General features: G+C 71.3%; 13 protein-coding genes and 1 pseudogene. 7 read left to right on the top strand and 7 right to left on the bottom strand.

The annotated features are described in order from the left end of the window. Window positions 1-7 precede the first annotated feature (7 nt). The 3 genes and pseudogenes from FB457_RS01355 to FB457_RS01345 form a co-directional block, all read left to right on the top strand. Window positions 8-382, top strand: a pseudogene (locus FB457_RS01355) (beta family protein); the annotation flags it as partial. Then, window positions 363-1,052, top strand: coding sequence for a beta family protein (locus FB457_RS01350; protein WP_486588893.1), 690 nt, complete (start codon window positions 363-365; stop codon window positions 1,050-1,052). The pseudogene FB457_RS01355 and the gene FB457_RS01350, both read left to right, overlap by 20 nt. 230 nt (window positions 1,053-1,282) lie before the next feature. Then, a complete protein-coding gene (locus tag FB457_RS01345) occupies window positions 1,283-1,714 on the top strand; it encodes a DUF5959 family protein (protein WP_047017832.1) in 432 nt (143 codons plus the stop codon). Window positions 1,715-1,729: 15 nt separating this feature from the next. On the opposite strand, the gene FB457_RS01340 is transcribed toward FB457_RS01345, so the two are convergent. The 5 genes from FB457_RS01340 to FB457_RS01325 form a co-directional block, all read right to left on the bottom strand. Continuing rightward, complete coding sequence (locus tag FB457_RS01340; RefSeq protein WP_047017833.1) at window positions 1,730-2,110, bottom strand: nuclear transport factor 2 family protein; 381 nt, start codon at window positions 2,108-2,110, stop codon at window positions 1,730-1,732. Window positions 2,111-2,223: 113 nt separating this feature from the next. Further along, window positions 2,224-4,107 carry a DUF2075 domain-containing protein gene (locus FB457_RS01335; protein ID WP_145780851.1) on the bottom strand — a complete coding sequence of 628 codons (1,884 nt, stop codon included), beginning with the start codon at window positions 4,105-4,107 and terminating at the stop codon, window positions 2,224-2,226. A 112-nt stretch (window positions 4,108-4,219) separates the two neighbouring features. Next, window positions 4,220-6,271: a DUF2075 domain-containing protein gene (locus FB457_RS01330; protein WP_486588892.1), complete on the bottom strand. Its 2,052-nt coding sequence runs from the start codon at window positions 6,269-6,271 to the stop codon at window positions 4,220-4,222. A gap of 159 nt (window positions 6,272-6,430) precedes the next feature. Further along, on the bottom strand, window positions 6,431-6,559 hold the full coding sequence (locus FB457_RS35790; protein WP_347612660.1) for a DUF6408 family protein: 129 nt from the start codon (window positions 6,557-6,559) through the stop codon (window positions 6,431-6,433). Between the two features lie 271 nt (window positions 6,560-6,830). Continuing rightward, window positions 6,831-7,595: a peptidoglycan DD-metalloendopeptidase family protein gene (locus FB457_RS01325; protein ID WP_047017834.1), complete on the bottom strand. Its 765-nt coding sequence runs from the start codon at window positions 7,593-7,595 to the stop codon at window positions 6,831-6,833. Between the two features lie 522 nt (window positions 7,596-8,117). Between FB457_RS01325 and FB457_RS01320 the strand changes: the two genes are divergently transcribed. Next, on the top strand, window positions 8,118-9,647 hold the full coding sequence (locus FB457_RS01320) for an SDR family oxidoreductase (protein ID WP_047020337.1): 1,530 nt from the start codon (window positions 8,118-8,120) through the stop codon (window positions 9,645-9,647). Here the strand turns inward: FB457_RS01320 and FB457_RS01315 are convergent. Beyond that, the gene (locus FB457_RS01315) at window positions 9,622-10,026 is read right to left on the bottom strand and encodes a DUF302 domain-containing protein (protein WP_047017835.1); all 405 of its coding nucleotides are present in this window, start codon (window positions 10,024-10,026) and stop codon (window positions 9,622-9,624) included. The two genes, FB457_RS01320 and FB457_RS01315, sit on opposite strands and share 26 nt — an antisense overlap. A 150-nt stretch (window positions 10,027-10,176) precedes the next feature. Here FB457_RS01315 and FB457_RS01310 point away from each other — a divergent pair, with 150 nt between their 5' ends. Next, window positions 10,177-11,538, top strand: a complete 1,362-nt coding sequence (locus FB457_RS01310; protein WP_145780847.1) for a rhodanese-like domain-containing protein — start codon at window positions 10,177-10,179, stop codon at window positions 11,536-11,538. A 70-nt stretch (window positions 11,539-11,608) separates the two neighbouring features. Further along, complete coding sequence (locus FB457_RS01305; protein ID WP_047017837.1) at window positions 11,609-12,355, top strand: sulfite exporter TauE/SafE family protein; 747 nt, start codon at window positions 11,609-11,611, stop codon at window positions 12,353-12,355. A gap of 18 nt (window positions 12,356-12,373) precedes the next feature. Here FB457_RS01305 and FB457_RS01300 read toward each other — a convergent pair whose 3' ends face one another. Further along, window positions 12,374-12,661: a metal-sensitive transcriptional regulator gene (locus FB457_RS01300; protein WP_047017838.1), complete on the bottom strand. Its 288-nt coding sequence runs from the start codon at window positions 12,659-12,661 to the stop codon at window positions 12,374-12,376. An 82-nt stretch (window positions 12,662-12,743) separates the two neighbouring features. On the opposite strand from FB457_RS01300, the gene FB457_RS01295 reads away from it, so the two are divergent. Then, window positions 12,744-13,325, top strand: coding sequence for a rhodanese-like domain-containing protein (locus FB457_RS01295; protein ID WP_047017839.1), 582 nt, complete (start codon window positions 12,744-12,746; stop codon window positions 13,323-13,325). The last annotated feature ends 249 nt before the right edge of the window (window positions 13,326-13,574 follow it).

The following is a 13,574-nucleotide window of genomic DNA, read 5'->3' as shown; positions in this document are numbered from 1 at the left end:
GGCGGCTATGCCCGGACCGCTGTACATTCCAGTCCTTCCGGTGCGGGCCCACGCCGCGTCCGCGTTCGGAAAGCTCGATGCGGAGACCGCCGATCGAACCGTCCCGCTGTGGACGCTGCCGGAAATCGGCGGCGGCGCCCGTCAGCCCGCGGACACGGTGAAGAAGGCGCTCAGGCGCATTGTGCGGGTCCAGCAGCGCCGCGCGGCATGGCTCGACACACCGTTTACGGCCCTCGACCACGACCCCTACGAAGAACTGCTCCGCTACTGCTGGTCCGCCACTCCGCTTCTGCCCGTCGCCGATCCGGCACGGCCGCGGTCCCATCAGGCCCTGGCGGCGGAGTGCGCCGCTGCGGCGGGCGGTGGGCTGGGGGTCCGTATACGGGTGCCCGGGGCTTTCCGCGACGAACTCACCGCACACACAGGATCTGCTGGTGCGCGTGGGGGTCGGGGTACCGGTGGATCTCCTGCTCGATCTCCAGGCCGTCCTGCCCACCCGGCCCGATGCCGCGAAGGAAGCGATACGCGCACTCGACGAACTGGTTCCGCTGGCCGCGTGGCGCACAGTCGCCCTTCTCTCGGGCGGATTCCCCGACGAGGCCGGCAGGGTGCTCGATCGGGGACGTGGCGTGGCCGCGCGGACAGACTGGCACACCTGGTGCGAGTTACGCACCAGCGAGCGGTCCTACGCCCGGTCCGTACGCTACGGCGACTACGGCACCCTCGCCGCGCGCAACCTGACGCGCCCGGTTGAGGGCAGCGAGCGTTCTCGCTACGGACTGCTCCGGTACACGACCGAACGCGCCTTCCTGCTGGCCAGTTTCTTGGTCGAGGGGCGAGGCGAGACAGGCGCGACGCGCGCGGCGGCGCGCTGGGTCACCGAGTCATCAGGCTACCGCGGTACTCGGACGAGCGAGGGCGACCGCTGGTATGCGGAGTGCGCCCTGACGACGGGTGCCGCAGGGACAGGAAACCCCACGACGTGGAACACCATGGGCAACATTCAGCACATGACCTTTGTCGTCCAGTCGTTGTCCCGGGGCGGGCGGTGACGTCTCGCTACCCCGTGCCTGCGGACGACGTGAACCCGGTGGTCTGGGGTGCACCGGCCCCCAAGCGGCGCTGACCTGCGGCTGCTGGTTCTGGGCAGCGTGGCGGTCCGCCGGTGCCAGGTGATATCGAACTCCCTCCAGGCTCGCACCCCGTGACGCTCCCTCAACCGACGGCGTGTCAGTGGTGGCCGCTAGTCTTCGGCGACGTGTGCGAGCCGGGAGGGGCAGTCATGGCTGAGGATCCGATCGACCTGATCCGCCTGGAGGGGGACGGGAACAGCGTCGTTCTCCGGATCGACGGGAAGGAGGAGCGGAAGCGTCCTGACGAGGCGGATGTCCTGGTCGGGGAGTTCGTGGTCGAGACGCCGTTCGTCCGCGGCACCCTCAAGACCTGGGTCGGCCCCGAGGGCCTGGGGGAGTGGCAGCAGGCTCTGGACGCGCTCGACGCGGGCCAGGACATCACCTGGCGCGAGGGAACGCGGGATCCGTGGTTCTTCGTCGAGCTCGACGAGGACGACGACCGGTGCCAGGTCACGATCAAGGACTCTTCCGACTCCATGACGACGGTGACAGTCACCGTCCCCCTTGCCGACGCCTGGTTCGACGACGCGTACCGGCGCCTGGACGCGGTCTGGGAGACCTGGCCCCTGGAAGAGGACTGAGGCCCGCCGGCCGGGTCATTCGGTGACGAAGGTGGCGTGCGCCGCGATGATCTTCCAGCCCGCCCGGTCACGGGTCCAGGTCCGGGTGTAGCGCATCCGTGCACGCAACGGCTGCTCGCCGACGGAGCCCTCCAGGGTGCCGAGAAACCAGGTGACACCGGTGTGCGCGGTGGCGAACACCCGGAGGTCTTCTTCCTCAAGGCCGGTGAGCACCTGGTGGCCGGTCCGGTGGGCGTCCAGGTCGTCGTCCTTCGAGTAGAGGCGTCCGTCAGGGCCGGTGAACCGTCCCGCGTCGTCGAGCAGTTCGCCCAGTGCGGCGACGTCGGAGGCGAGCTGGGCGGCCTGAAGGCGCCGTTCGGCCGCGCGGAGGCTTTCGGTGTGATCGTCGTTCGGCATCCGCCCAGCATGACGGGCTCCGGCGCCGGAGCGGTCTCCCGTTCTGCTGATGGCAGATCTACGGTGTAAAGGCCCGCCCCGCGCAGTCGGGATCCAAGGGGAACCCTCGGGGGTCAGACGGCGGCCAGGCTTTCGGTCGCCGAACCTGCCAGCTCCCGTAGCTTCGCGCGCGTTTCGGGGTCCGTTGAGTACACCACCGTGCCGATCATCCCCCGTGTCAGCAACACCTTGTAGGTGTTGCGGATCAGCCGATCTACATCCGCGTTGGGTGTCGACCTCTTGAAGACCGGGTCCTTGGACGCCGTACGGTCGGTGACCCAGCGGTCGCCGCGCCAGACCAGGTCCGGACCGATGATGACGCCGCTCCAGTCGTACTCGAAGCCCTGCGCCGTGTACACGCAGCCCACTTGCCCGAAACCCGCCGGGTCGGTCGCCCAGAGGGCTGACGGCGGTGCGCCTGCGACGGCCCGGTCGCCGTAGACGTTCCAGGGCCGTTGCCAGTCCCCGATGACCACGTCCGGGGGGAGTGCCTGCCCGGCCGGGACCTGTTTCGTCCACTTCCAGCAGTAGCCGGCCGACATGCGCGCGCTGTAGCCGCGGGAGCGGCGGCCCCCGAGGAACGTTTCCATCTCCTGCGGGCTCTCCGCCACCAGCAACCGTATCCTTCCGTCGGGCTCCCACCTCACCGGGCCGCCGGGCTCCAGTCCCAGCAGCCGCACCACCCAGCGGAGATACGCGTCGCTTCCACCGCACCGGAACTGGCCTTCCAGCGGGACCACCACACAGCGGAGTCCCTTCTTCGCCGCGGCCGCCTTGATGTCCGAGACCGTGCCCAGTTCGCCAGGACGCACGACCTGGTGCTCGTCCAGCAGGAAGACGGGGACCCGCGCCGCGTCGATCAGCTCCTCGATCTGCGGCTTGCCCGTGCGGTTCGACGCCCGTGTGAAACGGTTGGCCGAAGTCTCCCGGATGCGGTGGGCCTCGTCGCAGATGAGCACGTCGAGGCCGTTGCGCCCGGCGGTCATGAAGCTGTTGAAGTACTTGAAGAGATCCTGGATAGCAGGCTTTCTGGCGCCCGCGACCTTCCTCATCGTGCTCGTGAAGGACTTGGAGCCGGTCGCGTGCAGAGCCGTGGTGCCCTGCCGGTACAGCTCGCCCAGGAGCGACAGGGCGATGACGCTCTTACCGGTGCCGGGCCCGCCGGTGACGACGACGACTTCCTTGTGGTCGGAGCCCTTCGCGCGGCGTACGGCATTGAGGACCTGCCGGTAGGCGACCTGCTGCTCGTCCAGCAGGACGAACTGCTCGCGCTCGCGGACCTCTTCGGCTGCGACGGCCATCAGTTGCCTGGACGGGCCGATCTTGGCGTTGACCAGTTCGTCAGCGGCCGAGGCACCGGAGACAGTCCCCAGCTTCGTACGCAGAAACTCGACGAACTCCCCGCGCCGTGCACCGATGAAGAGCTGGCCGTACTGGTCCTGGCGAGCTTCGAAGAGCCCGTTGATGCCGAACTCGGTGGCGTTGTGGAGGTACGCGGCGCCGCTGACGCGGTCCGGGTGCTTGGCCAGCGCTCCGTTGAAGGAGACGAGGTACTTGCAGTAGCCGCGGACCTGGTCGACCGGGTTCAACACCGGCCGGGTATAGGTGTCCACGCGGCACAGCGACGGATCGTCGTCGTCCGGCTCGGCGCTGCTCCACTGCTTCAGCTCCACGACGACGTACGACGGAAGGCCGGTCCTGGGGTGCACGCCGGCCAGGACGACGTCGGCGCGCTTGCTGTTCAGCGGGAGCCCGTACTCCAGGATCATCTCCACCTGCCCGAGCCCCGCGTCGTTGAGCGCGCTCGCGAGCACCGGGATGCTCCGCTCCCACGAACGGGCCTCGGACGAACTCGGCTGATGACCGTGGACATGCACGAACTGCTCTGTCATGTGGAGAAAGAGCGCGCGGGACAAACACAGGGCGCCCACCGCTGCGGCGGAGTCGCGGAACAGCAAGGACATGCCCCCAGGCAGCACGAAGGAACTCGTGCGGGTGGGGGCATGTCCTTGGTGACTCCGCCGGAGCGGAGCGGAAGCCCGGCGGGCCGCAGCTACGACGGGAACAAGGCTACCTTCGCTGTTCGCGGTAGGCGCGTGGTAGCTGAGGTCCCTCCGCGGTGAGCTTCTGGGCGCCGTCGACCTCCTGCAGCCCGATGGTCCCCGGGATGAGTGTCCGCAGCGCGTTGTGGGTGTCCTTGTCGACCGCGTAGAGCACCGTGCCCACCACCCCTCGGGTGAGGAGCACGTGGTAGGCGTTCCGGATGCACCGCCGGACGATCTCGTCATCGACCTCGCGGCGGAAGCCTGGATCGCAGGAGGCGGTTCGTTCCACCCGGAACCTGCCGTTGCGGAAGAGCAGGTCGGGGCCGATGATGACGCCGTTCCAGTCGTACTCGAAGGTCTGGGCGGTGTAGACGCAGCCGATCTGGCCGATGCCGCGGGGATCGGTGGACCACAGATCCGACTTCGGTGCGTTCGGCACCTCGTGCTGCGGCTTCACGTTCCACGGCCGGTGCCACTCGCCGATCTGTACGTCGGCGACGAGTTCGTCGCCGTTCGGGTTGCTCCACGGCCAGCAGAATCCCGCGGTCATGCGTGCTGTGGACCCCTCGCCCCCGCGTTCCCGAATGAACTGCTCCATCTGTTCCGGGGAGTCGGCGACCGTCAGCGTCATCCGCCCGTCCGGCCGCCACGCGACCGGATCCGAGACGGTGCCCAGGCCCAGGAGCTGCTGGACCCAGCTCTGGTATCGCTTGCTGCCACCCGCCCGGAACGTGCCCTCCAGGTCCTCCATGCTGACCGTGTACCCGTGGGCCCTGGCGAGTTCGCTGAGGTACTCGGCCGTGCCGACCTCGTCCGGGCGGATCGACTGATGGTCGTCGAGCAGAAAGATCGGCACCTTGGCCGCCCTGAACAGCTCGACGGCTTGCGGCCGGTCGCCGTCCCGGATCTCCTTCGGAGTCCAGCGGTCGGTCGAGTTGCGGCGCATACGGTGCGCCTCGTCGCAGATCAGGACTTCGACACTGTCCGGCGGGGCGTCGGTGAAGCTGTTGAAGTACTGGTAGAGCTTGCGGGCCGCCTTGCCTTTGTCCCCGACCTGCCCGCGGCGCGCCGACCCGATCATGATCTCGCGCAGTGTCTCCGTGTACGCATGGGATCCGCTGGCGAGCACCGCTTCACGACCCTTCAGCCCGAGTTCCCGCTGCAGTTCCAATGCGACGGCGCTCTTTCCGCTTCCAGGGCCGCCGCGCAGGATGTACACGTGCTTGCCGCCAGACGCGGGGCCGTGGGCGGCTTCGGTGTCGTAGAACAGCTCGAGGCCCACGCGGGCCAAGGGGGCGGCTCTCTCCAGTTGCCGGGTGATGAGGTCGAACGCGCGGTACTGCTCGTCGAGGAGCGTGAGCCCGCCACCGGTGACGGACCGCTGCCGTGCCACATCAGTTACCTTCCGCAGCGGGTGCAGGCGGTCCTCTACCAGCGACTTTGCGGCGCTTTTGCCCGACGAAGCGGTGAACTTCGAAGTCAGAATGCGTTCGAACCGGTCCAGGTCGTCAAGCGTGTAGAGCCAGCCGTGGTCGGACTCGGGCAGGGCGAACAGCGCTTCCACGTGTTCGTCCCGGGCGTTGTGGAGGAATGCCACCCCCGTCAACGCATCGTCGCTCTGCTGAAGATGCCGGATATAGCGCGTCATGTATTCGCAGTAGCGCTGGATCTGCCGCACCGGATGCAGCTTGTTCTTCCCGTCACCGAAACCGAGATCCACCGCGATCGGGGAGCGGGGATCGACGGAGGCATGCCGAACCTGCTTCAGCTCGACGGCCAGATAGGAGTCTTCCCCGGTACCGGGGCGCCGGCCGCACAGGACCAGGTCGACCGCGGAGCTGGTGTGCGGTAGGCCGACTTCGACCAGCACCTCCACTCCGTCGAGTCCCTTGCCGAGCAGGGACCTAACCACTACCGGGATGCTGTTGTTCCATGACGCGACGTCGCCACGAGGGGCTTCACGGCCCTTCATCTTCTCGTGCTTGGCCTCCAGCTTCTCGGTGAGCAGATTGTGTCCGGACTCGCCCTCGACGTCGATGAGCCGGCCCATGTCGGCCGCGGACAGTTGCAGGAGCACGAAGGTTCCCCAGGCACGAGGTGACTCGTGCGGGTGGGGGCATGTCCTTCGTGACTCCGCCGGAGCGGAGCGGAAGCCCGTCGGGCCGCAATGACGGTTCGTAGACTAGCGGGCGGTGAGGTGAGGGCGGGCCCCTGGAGGCCCGCCCACCGCCCCGGCTCAGCCGAGGCTGTGCACTACGGCACGCGCCAGCAGCCAGAGCAGGTTGGAGCCGAGGCCCACCGTGATGCCGACGAGGACTTCACGGACCCAGTTCCAATTCTCGGACGTGCACTTGACGGCAGCCATCGGAAGCGCTCCCTTCAGTAGCGGTGGCGGCGCCGGATGGCTCCCGCCGGGAGCGCACCGTGTTGCCGTATCACCAGACCGAAGGGGCTGCGTCCCCGCGGGCCACCTCGCGTACGTCCTCCGCAAGGACGCGTGGTGCAAGGTAACCGTAGCGCACCTCCGAGCACGCGGAGTAACGAGTTTTGCGTCCGGCCGGGTGGCGAAGCAGCGGAGAAGGTTCTCGCCCTGCCCGCGATGACCCGGCTGGGGGTGTCCGACGTCCCGGGGTGTGTCAGGCCGTCACGCCGTGGTTGGCCAGCCAGGTGATCGGGTCCTTCGCCGATCCGTATTCCGGGGTCGTGCGGACCTCGAAGTGCAGGTGCGGGCCCGTGACGTTGCCCGTCGCGCCGGACTGGGCGATGCGGTCTCCCATGCCGACCGTGTCGCCCGCGGAGACGTCTGTCTGCGAGAGGTGGGCGTAGTGGGTGTAGTCGCCGTCGCCGTGTCTGATGACGATCTGGTAGCCGAAGGAGTCGTCCCAGCCTGCTTCCACGACGGTTCCCTTGGCCGCGGCCTTGACCGTCGTGCCCACGGGGACGGACCAGTCCTGGCCGGTGTGGCCGTTCTGCCAGTTCGCGCCCGACGCCTCGTAGCCCGCCGTGGGGGTGCTGCCGTCGACGGGCATGACGGCCGTGGGCTCGGCCGCCGCGGTGCCGGTACCGTAGGAGGCGTTGTCTGCGTTGGTGCCCGTGCCGTCGGCGGGGCCGTCCAGGGAGAGTTCCATCCCGGGGGCGATCAGGTTCGGGTCCTCGCCGATGACGGATCTGTTGTTCTCGTACAGCGTCTGCCAGCCGCCGTCGACGTCCTGCTCCGCCGCGATGACGGAGAGGGTGTCGCCGGAGGCGACGGTGTAAGTGGTGTCCTCCTCGGCGAAGGCGGTGGACGCGCCGATGACCGGGAGGGCGAGGGTGGCGCCCGCCGCGGAGGCTCGGGTGGCGAGTGTGCGGGCGCTGCCGGGACGGCGCGCGGCGCGGTGGCGGCCGTGAGGGGATGACATCGTACGGGCCTCTTTCTCCGGACGCCTGCGGGGTGAGCTGTCGGGTTCGGGCTGGAGCTGCCCGGCCGCCGGCTTCGGCGGGCCTCACCCCTAGCCGTCGCGGGGACGGCGCGGTCCGGCAGGGGCCGGACCCGTGGGTCCCTCGCTCCTGCCCGGCGGTGCGAGCTGATCGGCAGGTACCGCGGCGCCGGGGCAGGATTCGGCGGTCCGGCGCGCAGCGGGTGTTCGCCTTTCGAACGGGCAGCCACGCTAGGGGGATCAAGTGTTCGACGGCAAGGCCGTCGCGCATTCCAGCGGAATAATTGACTCCGCGTCGCGGCGGGTTGACCTCATGCAGCCGCCAGACCCGGGCAAGCGCTCATTTGCCCCCTGACCCGTGACAAAGGGCGCGGCGAGTGGTGATGCGTCGAGTGCCCGGATTGGTGTTCGGGCGTGCCGCCGCGCGTCCTGCTCCCGCTGACGTGATCATGGAGTCGTGTTACCCGCTTCGCGGTGACGACCGTCCGTCCGGAGGAGCCGATCATGGACACCGTTGGTCAGCCTGCGCCCGAGTCGCTGACGTGCCTGGTCGCCGGGGCGTCCGGGTATATCGGCGGGCGGCTGGTGCCGGAGCTGCTGGCGGCCGGGTACCGCGTGCGGTGTCTGGCCCGTACGCCCGGGAAGCTCCGCGATCATCCCTGGGCCGGGGACGTCGAGGTCGTGCGCGGGGACGTCACGGACGAGGAGTCCGTGGGTGCCGCCCTGCGCGGGACGGACGTCGCGTACTACCTGGTGCACGCCCTCGCCTCCGGTGGCGGGTTCGAGGAGACCGACCGGCGGGCGGCCCGCCTCTTCGCCCGGCAGGCTGATGCCGCCGGGGTGCGGCGGATCGTGTATCTGGGCGGTCTTACGCCGCGGGGGGTGCCGGAGACGTCCCTGTCCCCGCACCTGCGGTCCCGGGCCGAGGTCGGGCGGATCTTTCTGGACGGAGCGGTGCCCGCCACGGTGCTGCGTGCCGCGGTCGTGATCGGTTCGGGGTCGGCTTCGTTCGAGATGCTGCGCTATCTGACCGAGCGGTTGCCGGTCATGGTCACCCCCCGGTGGGTGGCCACGCGCACCCAGCCCATCGGCATCCGCGACGTGCTCCGCTACCTCGTCGGCTCCGCCGCCATGCCGCCGGACGTCGACCGGGCCTTCGACATCGGCGGGCCCGACGTCCTGACGTACCGGGAGATGATGCGCCGGTACGCCGCCACGGCGGGGCTGCGCAAGCGGCTCATCCTGCCCGTGCCGGTCCTCACCCCCGGGCTGTCCAGCCACTGGATCGGGCTCGTCACCCCCGTGCCCGCCGCCATCGCCCGGCCCCTCACGGAGTCGCTGCGCCACGAGGTGGTCTGCCGCGAGCACGACATCGCCCGGTACGTGCCCGACCTGCCGGGGCGCCCGCTGCCGTTCGACGAGGCGCTGGCCCTGGCGCTGCGCCGCGTCGGCGAGGCGCGAATCGCCACCCGGTGGTCGTCCGCCGCCGTGCCCGGCGCGCCCAGCGACCCGCTGCCCACCGACCCGGACTGGGCGGGCGGCAGCCTCTACGAGGACGAACGGCAGCTCTCCGTCGACGTACCCCCGGACGTGCTCTGGAAGGTGATCGAGGCCATCGGTGGGGACAACGGCTGGTACTCCTTCCCGCTCGCCTGGGCGGTCAGAGGGTGGCTCGACCGGTTCGCCGGCGGCGCCGGCCTGCGCCGCGGGCGGCGCGACGCCGCGCACCTGCGGGCCGGCGACTCGCTGGACTTCTGGCGCGTCGAGGAGATCGAACCCGGGCGCCTGCTGCGGCTCCGCGCGGAGATGCGGATGCCGGGGCTGGCGTGGCTGGAGATGTACGCCGAGCAGGATGCCGCGGGCCGTACCCGGTACCGGCAGCGCGCCCTGTTCCACCCCAGCGGCCTCCCCGGGCACGCCTACTGGTGGTCGGTGTTCCCCTTCCACCGCGTCGTCTTCGGCGGGATGGCCCGCAACATCACCCGGGCCGCCGCCAGGGACGCGGGCGTCAGTCCTTCCGGCCGGCCGCGGTGAGTGCGGCGAGCGCCGCGTCGAGGCGTTCGGTCGCCTCCTCGGCGACCGGGCGCAGCGCGTCGAGTCCGGTGAGGGTGACCATGGTGCCGGGGTCGAGGGCCTGCACGGCGATGCGGTCGCCGTCCCGGCGGACGACGACGTTGCAGGGGAGCAGCAGGCCGATCGAGCGGTCGGTGTCCAGGGCGCGGTGGGCGAGGGGCGGGTTGCAGGCGCCGAGGATGACGTAGTCCTCCATGTCGTGGTCGAGCTTGGCCTTGAGGGTCGCGGTGACGTCGATCTCGGTGAGGATGCCGAATCCCTGCGCCGCGAGGGCGTCGCGGGTGCGGGCGACGGCGGTGGTGAAGTCGGTGTCGAGGTGCACGGTGCGGTCGTAGCGCATGGCGGTCGGCTGCCCTTCCGGTGGTCGGTGCGTGGGGCGTCAGGCGGATCCCCGGGGATGTTCCCCGCTTCCCAAAATACCCCCCCGGGTAATTGTGCTACGGTCGCTCGTATACCCCCCGGGGTAATGAGACACCGAAGGGAGTACGTCGTGTTCTTCGTCGACACGATCGAGGTGCCGGGGCTCGGCAACCGCAGCTATCTCGCCGGCGGTGAACACACCGCCGTCGCCGTCGACCCGCCGCGCGACATCGACCGCGTGATCGCCGCCGCCGCGCGGCGCGGAGTGCGGATCTCGCACGTCGCCGAGACGCACGTGCACAACGACTACGTCACCGGGGGCCTGGAGCTGGCCCGGGTCACCGGGGCCGCGTACCTCGTGCCCGCCGGCGCCCGCGTCGCCTTCCGGCGCGTACCCGTGCGCGACGGGGACCGTGCGGAGATCGACGGCCGCCTCGCGCTGCGGGCCCTGGCCACCCCCGGGCACACCCCCCACCACACCTCGTACGTGCTGGAGGAGGACGGCGCCGCCGTCGCCGTGTTCACCGGGGGGTCGCTGCTCATCGGCACCGTCGGGCGGCCCGACCTGGTCGAGCCGCGGCTCACCGAGGGGCTGGCGCGGGCGCAGCACGCCTCCGCGCGCCGGCTCGCCGACGAGCTGCCCGAGGAGACCGCCGTGCTGCCCACCCACGGGTTCGGCAGCTTCTGCTCCTCCACGCAGGCGAGCGGCAGCGACACCACCATCGGACGCGAGAAGGCCGTCAACGACGCCCTCACCCGCGACGTCGACACCTTCGTCGCCGACCTGCTCGCCGGGCTCGACGACACCCCCGCGTACTACGTCCACATGAGCCCCGCCAACACCGCGGGCCCCGCCCCCGTCGACCTCACCCCGCCCGCCCCCGCCGCGGCCGAGGAGATCGCCGGGCGGCTCGCCGCGGGGGAGTGGGTCGTCGACCTGCGCCACCGCGTCGCCTTCGCCGAGGGGCACGTCTCCGGCTCGCTCAACTTCGAGGCCGCCGGGCAGCTTGCCACGTATCTCGCCTGGCTCATCCCCTGGGGCAAGCCCGTCACGCTGCTCGCCGAGTCCGCCGGGCAGCTCGCCGACGCCCAGCGCGAGCTGGTACGGGTCGGCATCGACCGCCCCGCCGCCGCGGCCACCGGCACGCCCGCCGACTGGGTACGCGACGGGCAGACACCGGCCTCCTTCCCCCGCGCCACCTTCGCCGATCTCGCGGGGAAGGCGTCCGGCGCCGTCGTCCTGGACGTACGCCGCGACGCGGAGCGCCGCGCCGCCGGACACGTCGAGGGCTCCGTCCACATCCCCATCCACACCCTGCCGGAACGGCTGACCGAGATCCCCGCCGGTGAGGTGTGGGTCCACTGCGCCGGCGGCATGCGCGCCGCCATCGCCGCCTCCCTGCTGGACGCCGCGGGCCGCGACGTCGTCGCCGTCGACGACTCCTTCGACTCCGCCGCCGAGGCGGGGCTTCCCGTACGGACCGCCCGGTGACCGCCCGCCGGCGGGCGATACGCCCCGGTGGCGCTCCGCCGTACGGGCCCCGTCGCACCCGCGCCGTCCCGTGACCGCCCTCATACTCGCCCTCGCCGCCGGCGCGCTCATCGGCGTCGCCCTCGGTGCGCTCGGCGGCGGCGGCAGCGCCCTGGCCGTGCCCGCGCTGATCTACCTGCTCGGCTTCGGCCCCGTGGCCGCGACCTCCGCCGCCCTGGTCATCGTCGCCCTCACCTCGGCCACGGCGCTCGCCGCCCACGCCCGCGAGGGCCACATGCGGTGGCGTACGGGCCTGCTGTTCGCGGCGGCGGGGGCCGGACCCGCGATGCTCGGCGGGGCGCTCGCGGGCCATGTGCCCGGCGCGGTGCTGACCGCGGCCTTCGCCGTGGTCGCGGGGGCCGCCGCGGTGTGCATGCTGCGCTGTCGGCGGCGCGCGGAGGCCACCCCCGCGGTACGCCCCGGGCGGGCCGCCGCGGCCGGGGCAGGGCTCGGCGGGGTCACGGGGTTCGTCGGCGTCGGCGGCGGCTTCCTGGCCGTACCGGCGCTCATCGGGGTGCTCGGCATGCGGATGAAGGCGGCGGTCGGCACCAGCCTGCTCGTCATCACCGTCAACGCACTCGCCGCGCTCGCCACCCGCGCGGGCACCGTCGCGGACCTCGACTGGGCGGTCGTCGGCCCCTTCACCGGCGGCGCGGTCCTCGCCGCGGCCGGCGGCAAGCGGCTCGCCGCCCGGGTCTCCGGGGACACCCTGCGGGGGGTCTTCGCCGTCGTGCTGCTCGCGGTGGCCGCGTTCATGCTCATCGACGCGGTGGCGTGAGCCGGCCGTGCGGAGTGATCATGCCAACGACAGGAAGAGCTTCTCCAGGCGGGCGCGCATCGCCTCGGGGTCCTCCCCGTTCTTGCGGCCGGACTCCATGTCGGTCACGCACTGCTGCAGTCCGGTCGCGATGATCGCGAACCCGGCCCGGTCCAGCGCCCGGGAGGCCGCGGCGAGTTGTGTGACGACGTCCTCGCAGTCGCGCCCCTCCTCGATCATCCGGATCACCCCGGAGATCTGGCCCTGGGCCCGGCGCAGACGGTTCAGCACGGCCTTGAGGTCCGCGCCCTCCAGCTCCAGTTCCACGCTCACTCCTCGGAAAAATACCCCTATGGGTATCGTACGTCCCGGCCAGGGACGACGTCGAACAGTAAGGACACCACCCGCCATGACCCGCATTCCCGCCACCGTCGCCACGGACCAGGCCCGCACCCGCCTCGGCGAACTCGCCGTCGTCGACGTGCGCACCCCCGCCGAGTACGCCTCCGGCCACCTGCCCGGCGCCGTGAACATCCCGCTCGACCACCTGCGCACCGCGCTGGACGACATACGCCACGCCGCCGGGCGCCGCGATCTCCTCGTCGTCTGCGCCTCCGGAGCCCGCTCCGAGAGCGCCTGCAAGCTCCTCGCCGAGCAGGGCATCGAGGCCGCCACCCTCGCCGGCGGCACCGGCGCCTGGGCCGCCGCCGGGCACGACCTGCACACCCCGGCGGCCTGCGACACCCGGGCCGGCTGGAGCATGGAGCGCCAGGTGCGCTTCACCGCGGGCAGCCTGGTGCTCCTCGGTCTCCTCCTCGGCGTCCTCGTCCACCCGGCGCTGCTGCTGATCTCGGCCGGCATCGCCGGCGGCCTGGTGTTCTCCGCGCTGACGAACACCTGCGGCATGGCGGTCGTCCTCTCCAAGCTCCCGCACAACCGCCCGCGCACCGCCGACCTCGACGCCGCCCGCGCCGAACTCCGCGGCCACTGAGCACCGCGCGCGCCGAGCGGGGTGTCAGGTCACCAGGCCCTGCCGGTACGCGTAGACGACGGCCTGAGTCCGAGCAGCCGACGAGCCCTGCGCCGGCCGCCGTACAGCACAGCCAGACCAGTGCCGTCGCGGTGCCGTTGCTGCGGATGCTGCGGAACACGATGTCCTCCAATGGGCGGGAATCCGGGCGGAGTCAGCCGGGGCGGCCCGGTCGGCCGGTTCGGCCGGGGTGGCCCGGTGGTCGGCCGG

The sequence above is a fragment of the Streptomyces sp. CNZ287 genome, assembly GCF_007827615.1.
Note: the sequence above shows the minus strand (reverse complement) of the source record. Positions and strands in the feature narration are given on the sequence as shown.

What these genes read in the sequence shown, in the direction of transcription:
- FB457_RS01345 (WP_047017832.1), top strand. Translation starts at nt 1,283, where the DNA reads ATGGCTGAGGATCCGATCGACCTGATCCGCCTGGAGGGGGACGGGAAC.
- FB457_RS01315 (WP_047017835.1), bottom strand. Translation starts at nt 10,026, where the DNA reads ATGCGCTACGACCGCACCGTGCACCTCGACACCGACTTCACCACCGCC.
- FB457_RS01295 (WP_047017839.1), top strand. Translation starts at nt 12,744, where the DNA reads ATGACCCGCATTCCCGCCACCGTCGCCACGGACCAGGCCCGCACCCGC.
- FB457_RS01325 (WP_047017834.1), bottom strand. Translation starts at nt 7,595, where the DNA reads ATGTCATCCCCTCACGGCCGCCACCGCGCCGCGCGCCGTCCCGGCAGC.
- FB457_RS35790 (WP_347612660.1), bottom strand. Translation starts at nt 6,559, where the DNA reads ATGGCTGCCGTCAAGTGCACGTCCGAGAATTGGAACTGGGTCCGTGAA.
- FB457_RS01320 (WP_047020337.1), top strand. Translation starts at nt 8,118, where the DNA reads ATGGACACCGTTGGTCAGCCTGCGCCCGAGTCGCTGACGTGCCTGGTC.
- FB457_RS01340 (WP_047017833.1), bottom strand. Translation starts at nt 2,110, where the DNA reads ATGCCGAACGACGATCACACCGAAAGCCTCCGCGCGGCCGAACGGCGC.